Below are 11033 nucleotides of genomic sequence, written 5' to 3'. Positions count from 1 at the left end.
GGCGCTCCCTCACCAGTTCCGGAACTTGGCCGGCGGCTCATAGAGGCCGCCCGACCAGTGCACGAGGTCCTTGATCGACCGCGCCGCCAGCAGCGAGCGGTCGGCATCGAGGGGATCGATGCCGAGATCCTCCGGCCGGCGAATGATCTTTCGCGCCCGAAGCGCCTCGACCATGGCGTGGTCGCGCCCGCGCCCGACATCGGTGTAGCCGGCGACACCGCGGATCGCCTGCTCGCGCTCGTCGAGCGTCCGGCACAGGAGCAGGTTGGCGATGCCCTCTTCCGTGACGATGTGGGTCACGTCGTCGGCGTAGACCATGACGGGGGCGAGTTCGAGATCGAGCTTGCGCGCCAGTTCGAGGGCGTCGAGCCGCTCCACGAAGGCCGGGACCAGCTTGTCGCCGAAGGTCTCGACCAGCTGAACCACGAGCTTGCGCCCCCGGCGCAGGGCGGGATCGCCGGTGCCGCCGGCTTCCTCGCCGGCCTTCATCCACGGGTCGGAGGGGTGGCGCCGTCCGTGCGGATCTGAGCCCATGTTCGGCGCGCCGCCGAACCCCGCCACCCGGTTGGTGGTGACGGTGGAGGAATTGCCCTGAAGGTCGATCTGCAGGGTCGAGCCGATGAAGAGGTCGCAGGCATAGAGCCCCGCCGTCTGGCAGAAGGCGCGGTTGGAGCGCAACGAGCCGTCGGCGCCGGTGAAGAACACGTCCGGCCGCTCGCGGATGTAGCGGTCCATCCCGACTTCAGAGCCGAAGCAGTGGATCTGCTCGACCCACCCCGATTCGATGGCCGGGATCAGGCTCGGATGCGGGTTGAGCGCCCAATGGGTGGCGATCCTGCCCTTGAGACCGAGCCGCTCGGCAAAGGTCGGCAGCAGGAGCTCGATGGCGGCGGTGCCGAAGCCGATGCCGTGGTTGAGCCGGCGGATGCCGTATTCGGCATAGATCCCCTTGATCGCCATCATGGCCATCAGGATCTGCGTCTCGGTGACCGCGGCCGGGTCGCGGGTGAAGAGCGGTTCCACGTAGAACGGCCTGTCGGCCTCGACCACGAAATCCACCCGGTCGCCGGGGATGTCGACCCGGGGCACCCGGTCGACGATCTCGTTCACCTGCGCGATCACGACACCGTTCTTGAAGGCGGTCGCCTCCACGACGGTGGGCGTGTCCTCCGTGTTGGGGCCGGTATAGAGGTTGCCGTCGCGGTCCGCCGAGACGCCGGCGATGAGGGCGACGTTGGGCGTCAGGTCGATGAAGTAGCGCGCGAAGAGTTCGAGATAGGTGTGCACCGCGCCGAGCGCGATCTGCCCGCCATAGAGCATCCGGGCGATGCGGGCGCCCTGCGGCCCGGAATAGGAATAGTCGAGGCGCCGGGCGATGCCCTGCTCGAAGATGTCGAGATGCTCAGGGAGCACGATGCCGGACTGGACCATGTGCAGGTCGTGCACCCGCGCCGGGTCGCAAGCGCTCAATCCCCTTGCGAGGCAATCCGCCTGTTTCTGGTTGTCGCCTTCGAGACAGACCCGGTCGCCGGGCAGCAGCACGGCCTCCAGCAGGTCGACCACCGCCGAAGCGGCCACGACCTTGCCCTCCGCAAGCGCGCGACCGCGCTCGATCCGCGCGTCCCTCGCCTTCCGCTGCACCCGCCAATCGGCCATCCGACCCGCCTCTCGACATCCGGCCCCGCATCGGCGGACGGCCATGGAGACGCGATGCTCCCGGTACAGGGCTTCCGATATCCGTGAACCGCCGCATCTCACGCAAGGCGTACCCCATAGCCCGTGAAAGTCAACGAGGTGTATACTGAACAATGGTTTACGGGCATTCTCGGATACCCAATGGTCCGCAGCCGCGGATCGGCTGCGCGGAGGGGACGACGACGATGGACGGCATCGCCGAGGAGCGGGGGCTTCTCTCCGACCTGATCCGCAATGCCCTGACCGACGAGATCGCGGCCGGCACCCTGAGCGCCGGCACGGCCCTCGACGAACAGGATCTCGCCGACCGCTTCGGCGCCTCCCGGACGCCGGTGCGGGAGGCTTTGCGCCAGCTCGCCTTCAACGGTCTCGTGGAGCTGCGGCCACGCCGGGGCGTCGTCGTCACCCGGATGACGCCGGAGCGGATCATGGACATGTTCGAGGCAACCGCCGAGTTCGAGGCGATGTGCGTGCGCCTCGCCACCTACCGGATGACGCCGCTCGAGCGCAGTCGCCTCCTGGATCTGCATGCCCGATCGGAAGCGATGGTGGAGGCGGGCGACGTCGACGCCTACGACACGCTGAACCGCGGCTTCCACGAGGCGCTCTACGCCGCCACCCATAACGGCTTCCTCCTGGAACAGGCCCTCGCCTTGCGCACCCGCCTCTCGGGGTTTCGCCGCACGCAGCTGCGCCACGGCGAGCGGATCCGGACCTCCCGCGCCGAGCACGGCGAGATCCTGGCCGCCATCGCAGAGGGCGACGGCGACGCCGCCGCCCGGCGGATGCGCGCGCACATGCTCAACGCCGCCAGCGCCATCGGCCATTACATCGCCGAACATGCCGGTGCGTGAGGTCCGCGATCTCTCGGACATGGACCTGCCGGAGGGCTCCCGCTATCGGGGAAGAGCCTGCGAACCCGGGAGGAACCAGATTGACGGCGCGAGAACCCGTGCCGTAAGGCCAAGTCATGCGGAAGCTCTCGCCAGGGACGGCCGGCCTGCGCGCGATCATCGCCATGATCGCGCTCTACGGCCTGTGCCTCCAGGCCTTCCTCGGCACGATGGCGCCACCGGCCCCGGCGGGATGGGAAAGCGCCCTGTGCGGGCATGACGCGCCGGACGATCCCGCCGATGCGAGCCCGGCCTGCGGGCATGCGTGCTGCACGGCGGCCCATGCGGGACCGCAGGCGCCGGGCCAGGACACGGCCTTCGCAACGGTGGTCTGGGAGGTCTCACCGGCCCCGCTTCCGCCACGTCCGGACGTGGCGCTCCCACGCGCCCGAGCACCGCCCGACCAATCCATCGGATCGCGAGGTCCGCCGTCCGCCTGAGAGATCAAACGTCTTCGATCGCTCCGACCCGGACCTTTCCCGATGACTTCTTCCCGACAGGGCGCCTCCCCGGCGCAGGCCGCCATGCGCGTATCCCGCGACGGCGTCTATCGCGCCGTCTGGCGCTGGCATTTCTATGCCGGACTGCTGTGCCTGCCGTTCCTCATCCTGCTCTCGGCCACCGGCGCGATCTATCTGTTCAAGGATGAGATCAACGCCACGCTCTTCGCCCACCGCACCGAGGTGGCGGCGCAGGCTCGGGCGCCCCTGAGCCCGAGCCGTCTCGTCTACACCGCCTCGGAAGCCGTTCCGGGCGGCGTGCCGACGACCTTCACCGATCCGGCCTCCGCGACCGCCTCGGCGATCGTGACCATGAGGGAGGGCGCCGCCCGGATTCAGGTCTACCTCAACCCCTATAACGGCGACGTGCTCGACACGGTGGCCGCCGACAGCGACCCGATGATGGTGGTGCGGCGCCTGCACAGCCTCAGCTATTTCGGCACCATCGCCAACGGCATCGTCGAGGTCGTGGCGGGGTTCGCCATCATCCTCGTCGTCACCGGAACCTATCTGTGGTGGCCGCGCGGGCAGGGGGGCGGGACAAGGGGCGGTGTCGTCACCGTCCGGGCAACGCCGTCCAAGCGCGTCTGGTGGCGGGACCTGCATGCGGTGACCGGCCTCGCGGCCGGCGCCGGTCTGTTCTTCCTCGCGATCACCGGGCTGCCCTGGTCGGTCTGGTGGGGCCAGCAGGTCCGCACCCTGTCCAACGAAGCGGGGCTCGGCCAGCCGCGCGCCCTGTGGGCGGACAAGGCGGTGTCCACGGTGCCGATGAAGGACCGGCTGACCGACACCGGCTGGACCATGGAGGACGCGCCGATGCCGGTCTCGCAGGCGGCGGAGGCGCCGGCCATCGGCCTCGACCGGGCAACCGCCATCCTGGACGGTCTCGGCATGCCGCACGGCTACGAGGTCGCGCTACCGGTCGGTCCGACCGGAATCTACGCCGCCGCGATCTATCCCCGCGACGTGAACCGCCAGCGGCTGATCTCCCTCGACCAATATACCGGCGCGCGCCTGCTGGACGTGGCCTTCGCCGATCTCGGCGGGGTGGGGCAGGCGATCCAATATGGGATCGGCCTGCACAAGGGCGAGTATTGGGGTCGGCTCAACCAGCTGACCATGCTCGCCTTCTGCCTCGCCACGATCCTGCTGAGCGTCACCGCCGCGGTGATGTGGTGGAAGCGCCGGCCCGCCGGCGGTCTCGGCGTCCCGCCCTGGCCGCGCGACCGCCGGATCGCGGCCACGGTCACCGCCCTCGTCCTCGGTCTGGGCGCGCTGTTTCCCCTCACCGGCCTCGCGATCCTCGCCATGATCGGGATCGACCTCGGCATCCAGGCCCTCCGGCGCGGAGCGCGGCGACCGGCGGCGGCCTGATCCGAGCGACGCGGGAGCAGCCCCCGTGACCGACCTCATCCGCCTTTTGTGCGCCCTGCGCGCCCTGCGCCTCTGCCTCGGCGGCGGATTGATCCTGCTCGCCCTGTGGGGACAGGCGATCGTGCCGGTGGCCGCCTTGCGGATGGTGGCGGACCCCGTCGCCGTGGTGGGATCCTCGGCCGACCCGCTCGGTCTCTCGGCGATCTGCGGCCATGCGGAGGGCTTCCCCGCCATCGGAGATCAGGCTCCCGCCACGCCGGCATGCAAGGCCTGCCCGCTCTGCGCGGTCGGGCTGTCGAGTCCTCTGGTTCCGCAAGCGCCATCGGTGGCGCGGCGCCAGGGATGGTACGCGCTGGCCTGGCCGATCCCGCCGCCATCCGCGCCGGCCCGTCCGCAGCGCCCGTCCGGCCAGCCGCGCGCGCCGCCGACCGCGTCCTGATCCAGCGCGCGCCGTCCCCCCACGGTGCATCCCCTCTGCCGCGATCCGGAACGAACCCCCTCGATGCCCAGCTCACGTCCCCCTCACGCCCCACGCCGCACAGGCGCCCGGCGCGCCATCCTCGCCCTCGCCGTCCTCCCGCTTTCGGGCGCCGACGCCCTGGCGCAGGCCGCCGAGGACGGCGTCACCCTGCCGGAGCTCTCCGTCGTCGGAGAAGCCGGCCGGAGCGGCTTCGGCGTCGCCTCGTCCCAGGGCTCGGCCCCCAGCGTCATCGAACAGCCCGTGGGGCAGGTGGTGACCCAGGTCGGGCGCAGCGGCACGATCGGCGACCGGCCCGCCACCGATATCGGCTCGGTCCTCGTCAACAGCCCAGGCGTCACCGTGCGCCAGGGCAACGGCGCGCGCGACGTCGTCATCTCGATCCGGGGCAACAACGCCCGCTCCACCGGCGTCACCAAGAACATGGTGGTTCTGGAAGACGGGTTCATCCTGACGCAGCCGGACGGCGCCTCCCGCTTCGACCTCGTCGATCCGCGCGCCTATTCCCGCATCGACGTGTTCCGCGGGCCGCAATCGGCCCTGTTCGGCAATTACGCCACCGGCGGGGCGCTGGCCTTCCGGACGCGGACCGGCCGCGAGATCAATGGCTACGAGATCGGCACCGATGCGGGCAGCTTCGGCTATCTCAGCAATTACTTCACTGTCGGCGGCGCCAGCGGACCGGTGGAGATCAGCCTGTTCGCCAGCGATGCGCGCGGGAACGGCTACCAGGACCATTCCTCCTACGACACCCAGACCATCAACCTGCTGGCGAGCTACACCCCGACCCCGGACAACCGCTTCACCCTGAAGGTGATCAACAACCAGGTGAACGCGGACCTTCCCGCCCGCTCCTCCCTCGACCAGTTCGGCATAAACCCCTACCAGCGCGGCTGCGCGGCGGCGGCCACCGCGGCCCCGGGCTGCACCCTCACCGGGCTCTTCGCCAATGGGGCTTACGGCACGAGGATCCCCGTCACGGCGGATGAAGGCGGCTTCGGCCGCAAGGACCGCCGCACCATCGTGGCGGCGCGCTGGGAGCACGATATCGACGCGCAGACCACGTGGCGCACGCAGCTCGGCTTCGACGAGCGCAACTTCAACCAGCCATTCTATACGACCTCGTCACGGGGCTCCTATCCGTCCTGGAACTTCCTCACCGACCTGACCCGGCGAGGCGACCTGTTCGGTCTCCCGGCGGTGGGCTACGTGGCGCTCGCCTACAACACCATCGACAACCACATCACCACCTACAACCGCGCGCCCTACGGAGGGCCGACGCTCGGCGCGCTCATCGGCGAGCAGGAGGCGGTGCAATCGAATCTCGGCGGCCGCGCCCGGACGGAGGTGGCGCTCTCGGACCAATGGACGGGTGTCCTCGGCATCGCGGCGGAGAACACCACCATCACCGGGCGCAACCTCGCCTACGGCTATTCGGCGGCGGGGCGGACGACGACTTTGGCGACGACCGACCGCAGCTTCCTCAACGTCGCCCCCGAACTCGCCCTGGTCTACCGGCCGAACGCCGCCTGGGCGTTCCGGGGACGGGTCGCCACGGGCTACACCACGCCGGCGGCGAGCAACCTGTTCATCACCCCCGCCGGCCTTCCGGGTAGCAACACCCAGCTCCAGACCCAGGAGAATCTCGGCTTCGATCTCGGCGCCGACTGGACGCCGACGGAGAACCTGCGCCTCAGCCTGACCGGGTTCTACGAGTTCTTCCGCAACGAGCTCGTTTCGCAATCCCCCGGCGCCGGGTTCCTGAGCTACACGTTCAACGCCCCGGCCTCGGAGCATCGCGGCATCGAATTCGCGGCCGACTGGGCCTTCTCACCCGGATGGCGGGCGGTGGCCGCCTACACGTTCGACGACCAGATCTACACGAAGTATACTGAGCAACTCAGCGTCTGCCTGCTCACCCCTCCGCTCAGCCCCCCATGTTCAGGAATGAGCTCGGTCACCACCCGGTTCGACCGGGCCGGCAACGCCATTCCCGGCGTGCCCGCCCACCAGCTCCTCGCCCGCATCGGCTACGACCAGCAGACCGGGCCGCTCGCCGGCCTCGGCGCCTATGTGGAAGCGGTCGTCCAGGACGGGTTCTTCATCGACAACGCCAACCAGTTGAAGGCGCCGGGCTACACCGTCGTCAATGCCAACGTGCATTACGCGGCCGACCTCGCCGGCGGCTACGCCAAGCGCATCAGCCTCTATGCGGAAGTCCGCAACGTCTTCGACGAGACCTACGTCTCCTCGGCCCAGAACCTCGCCAACACCCTCAGCGCCACGAACGGCTCGCAGAACGGTGCGGGCGTGCTCGCCTCCACCCCGGGCTCGGTCTTCGCCGGGGCGCCGCGCAACGTGGTCGCGGGGATGAGGCTGTCCTTCTGACGATGGCGACAGGCCGGATGCCACATCCGGCCTGTCGCCATCGGGGCGGATCGTGAGATCGGCTATCGGCGGATTGCCGTCACCACGACACCCGCGCGGTCACCAGGGCCTGGAACGGCTCGCCCACGGCCACCAGCAGGGGGCTGGCCGCCGACGACGCGTAATAGGTTTCGTCGAACAGGTTCTTGAGGTTGAGCTGGATCGTCGTCGCCCGACCGTTCACCGCAGTGCGATAGGCGAGGAAGGCATCGCAGACGAGGTAGTGGGGCATGGTGAATGTGTTGGCGGCATCGCCCGGCCGCTCACCGATATAGCGGGTGCCGAAGCCGGCCTCGAGGAAACCGGGGCCGAGGCGCAGCGAGCCGAGCTCGGCCTCCCGCGTTACCGCGCCGAACTGGTGGGTGAGGAAGGCGGACGCCGTCACGCGCGGCGTGTTCTGAAGCTCCTTGCCCGCGAGGATGGGATCCTCGGTCACGAGGGCCTGGGTGAAGCCGTAGCTGCCGATCACCGCCCAATCGGGCAGGATCTGGCCGGCGAAATCCAGTTCGAACCCGCGCGAGCGGGCCTTGCCGGCGGTGGTGGCGATCCGCGCTCCGTCCACCACCTGAGTGACCAGCACGTTCGCCTTCTCGACATCGAACATCGCTCCCGTCACCGTCAGGCCGGGGCCGAGATCCGCCTTCACGCCGACCTCGTAGGCCTCGCCCTCCTCGGGGGCGAGGGAGCCGCTGGTCTCCAGATCGGTGACGTTGGGCCGGAACGAGCGGCTGAAGCTGCCATAGAGCGAGAGATCGGGCGTCAGCTTGTAGACGATCCCGGCACGCGGGACCGGCTGCACGCCGTTGATGTCGGTGGTGACCACGGAAGGCCGCCCGGCATAGGCGAGCTGATCGTAGATCTGGGCGCTGACACCGGCCACCAGGATGAGCTGGTCGGTGAGGTGGAACGAATCCTGGAGGTAGAGGCTGGTGTTGTTGAGCCGGTCGCGGACGTCGCTGCCCGTGAGCGAAACCCGGTCCGACGGGCCGAGGAGGCCGTAGGTTGGGTCGAAGACGTTGAAGCCGCCCTGGTTCGCTCCGCGAATGGTGGTCTTGCGGAAGTAGTCCACCCGTTCGTACATCGCGCCGGCCAGGATGTCGTGCCTCAGGCCGAAGGTATCGACCCGTCCGGTCAGGTCGAGGCGTGCCACATGGGCGTTGAAGTCGCCGCCCTGCGTGGAATCGGCCCGTCGGGTCAGGAAGCCCGTCTCGGCATTGTACGAGACCGCGCGGACCTGATTGTCGTCGTAGCCGAGATGGCTGAAGCTGTAGCCGAAATGCAGCCGCCAATCGTCATTGAAGCGATGCTCGATGTCGAGGCTGGCGAGATGGCTCGTGGCGTCGACGCGGCTGAAGCGCTCGTCGAAGCGGCGGTCGCGCGGGACCCGCAGAGGCCGGCCGTTGCGCGGATCGAAGATGGTGCCGCGGTCGAACGGGATATTGTAGTGCGAGAACTCGTAGGCCACCGTCACCTTGGTGTCGTCGCCCTTCCAGGTGAGCGACGGGGCCACGACCTGCCGTTCGATCGCTCCGAAATTACGCCAGTATTGGTAATCCTGAAAGTCGCCGACTACCCTGTAGGCGAGGTTGGTGCCCTCTACCGGCCCGGTCACGTCGGCCTGAACGAGGCCGCCGCCGAAACTCGTCCCCGTGATGCTGAGTGCGCCATGCGGGGTGAATTCAGGACGCTTCGAGACGAGGTTGATGAGGCCGCCGGGCTCCGAGATGCCGTAGAGGAGTGAGGCGGGGCCTTTCAGCACCTCCACCTGCTCGATGGCGTAGTTGAAGTTCTGCTGCAGGACCGTGCGGCGGCCGTCCCGCAGGATCGAGCTGTCCCGCGTGGTCCCGAATCCACGCCGGATCACGCCTTCCTGCGTGCCCCCGAGGCTGTTGGCCTGGGCGGTGCCGCTGACGTTGCGCAAGGCCTCGTCGAGGGACAGGACGCGCTGGTCGCGCAGGACCGTGGCGGGCACCACGGCGATGTTGGCGGGCGTGTCGAGGAGCGAGGTGTCCGACCCGGCCCCGAAACTGGTGCGACGGGGCTGGTACCCGACGGTGCCGCTGCCATCGCCGTCGACGGTGATCTGATCGAGGAACACGGCGGTCGGGGACGCGGCCTGCACCGCCGCCGGGCTGTTCTGCGCCCAGGCCGTGTCAGCGAGGACGAGTGCGGCTCCGCTCGCCAGCAACCAGGGCAAGCGGTTGGCGGATCGGCGATCGAGCCTCGTCGCCTGAGACAGGCATCCGGTCTGGTCTGACATCGTCTACTCCTGGAAAACTCCAAGATCACGAGTATGGCTAAAGTCATGCCCTGACAATATCGAGTATAAAGATTGTAGATATTCTAATAGTGAAGTTTAGTGGTCTTTTTATATGCGTTATTTTTCATGTGAAAGAATATTTCATCAATCGGTAAAATTCCACCGCCTCGACATAACTGCACAATAGCCTGACAAACGAAAGAATGAGGCAATGCGTGGAAACCAACGGGCCACCCCGAGCAGCACGGAGGATCGGACGCATCGCGATGCTGGCAACCGGAGGAAGCCGGGCGAATTCACCCCGCAACCGGCGAGCTTCCGCGAGGAGCCACGCGGGATCGAGCGCGGGCAGCGGATTCGCGGAAGATCAGGGTGGTAACCGTAAGATCACATCTTGGCGGGAACTGGTACGGGGCGCCCCGACACCTCGGCAAGGTTGTAGCCTTCCCATGCGGAACGGCTTAGGGCGATCGGCAAAGCTGGCGGTCTCCTGAGAGCTGCCGCGATGGAGGAGTTTCGGATGACCAGACGCGGCTACAAGGGGGCCATCATCGCCGCCGGCCTCGGTGCCCTGGCCTGCATGGCCGGCACGGCGCAGGCGGCCCAGTGCGGCAACACGGCGAGCGGCTTCGAAAACTGGAAGACCCAGTTCGCGCAAGAGGCGAAGGGACGCGCCAGCGCCGCGAGCCTCGCCGCCCTGATGGAAACTTCCTATTCCGGCGCCACCATCTCGGCCGACCGGGGCCAGAAGAGCTTCCGCCTGACCCTCGACCAGTTCCTGGCCAAGCGCGGCGGCCCCACCATCGTCGCTCGCGGCCGCAAGCTGAAACAGACCAACGCGGCGTTGTTCGCCTCGATCGAGCAGCGCTACGGCGTACCGGCCGGTCCACTCCTGGCGATCTGGGGCATGGAGACGGGCTTCGGCGCGGTCCGCGGCAACATCAACACGCTGTCCGCCGTGGCGACCCTCGCCTATGATTGCCGCCGCTCGGACTTCTTCACGGACCAGCTCTACGCGGCTCTCACCCTCGTCGATCGCGGCATCCTCAATTCCGCGACCCGCGGCGCCGCCCATGGCGAGGTCGGACATACCCAGTTCCTGCCCAAGAACGTGCTGACCTACAGCACCGGCGGAAGCCTCGACAGCGCTCCCAATGCGCTGAACGCCACCGCCAACTTCCTCAAGGGCCACGGCTGGAGGGCCGGAGCGGGCTACCAGCCGGGCGAGCCGAACTTCGCGGCGATCCAGGGATGGAACGCGGCCACCGTCTACCAGAAGGCGATCGCCCAGCTCGGCCGCCAGATCGACGGCGAGTGACGGATCACGGGGCCCTTCGGGGTCCCGTTCTCGTCGGGCCGTGCTCATGGCGCCGGGGGGCTCGCTCGCCGCTGCCATAGGCCCACCT

General features: G+C 68.5%; 8 protein-coding genes. 6 read left to right on the top strand and 2 right to left on the bottom strand.

All coding sequences use genetic code 11. The features are described 5' to 3' along the window. Nucleotides 1–9 precede the first annotated feature (9 nt). Entirely contained in the window at nt 10–1656 is a 1647-nt protein-coding gene (gene mdcA, locus K368_RS0119200; protein WP_027173747.1) for a malonate decarboxylase subunit alpha, read from the bottom strand. 224 nt (nt 1657–1880) lie between these two features. On the opposite strand from mdcA, the gene K368_RS0119195 reads away from it, so the two are divergent. From K368_RS0119195 to K368_RS0119175, 5 genes are all read left to right on the top strand, one after another. Next, the gene (locus K368_RS0119195) at nt 1881–2549 is read left to right on the top strand and encodes a GntR family transcriptional regulator (protein WP_027173746.1); all 669 of its coding nucleotides are present in this window, start codon (nt 1881–1883) and stop codon (nt 2547–2549) included. 116 nt (nt 2550–2665) lie between these two features. Further along, complete coding sequence (locus tag K368_RS0119190; protein WP_027173745.1) at nt 2666–3028, top strand: hypothetical protein; 363 nt, start codon at nt 2666–2668, stop codon at nt 3026–3028. 42 nt (nt 3029–3070) lie between these two features. Continuing rightward, nucleotides 3071–4462: a PepSY domain-containing protein gene (locus tag K368_RS0119185; RefSeq protein ID WP_027173744.1), complete on the top strand. Its 1392-nt coding sequence runs from the start codon at nt 3071–3073 to the stop codon at nt 4460–4462. Nucleotides 4463–4487: 25 nt separating this feature from the next. After that, on the top strand, nt 4488–4901 hold the full coding sequence (locus K368_RS0119180) for a hypothetical protein (RefSeq protein WP_027173743.1): 414 nt from the start codon (nt 4488–4490) through the stop codon (nt 4899–4901). A gap of 63 nt (nt 4902–4964) precedes the next feature. Beyond that, complete coding sequence (locus K368_RS0119175) at nt 4965–7328, top strand: TonB-dependent receptor (RefSeq protein WP_027173742.1); 2364 nt, start codon at nt 4965–4967, stop codon at nt 7326–7328. Between the two features lie 79 nt (nt 7329–7407). On the opposite strand, the gene K368_RS0119170 is transcribed toward K368_RS0119175, so the two are convergent. After that, nucleotides 7408–9627, bottom strand: coding sequence for a TonB-dependent siderophore receptor (locus K368_RS0119170; RefSeq protein ID WP_081739622.1), 2220 nt, complete (start codon nt 9625–9627; stop codon nt 7408–7410). 520 nt (nt 9628–10147) lie between these two features. Here K368_RS0119170 and K368_RS0119165 point away from each other — a divergent pair. After that, on the top strand, nt 10148–10945 hold the full coding sequence (locus K368_RS0119165; protein ID WP_027173740.1) for a lytic transglycosylase domain-containing protein: 798 nt from the start codon (nt 10148–10150) through the stop codon (nt 10943–10945). Nucleotides 10946–11033 lie beyond the last annotated feature (88 nt).

This window comes from Methylobacterium sp. 10 (genome assembly GCF_000519085.1).
GTDB lineage: Bacteria > Pseudomonadota > Alphaproteobacteria > Rhizobiales > Beijerinckiaceae > Methylobacterium.
The sequence above is the reverse complement of the archived record's forward strand: the minus strand, read 5'-3'. Positions and strand labels throughout refer to the sequence as shown.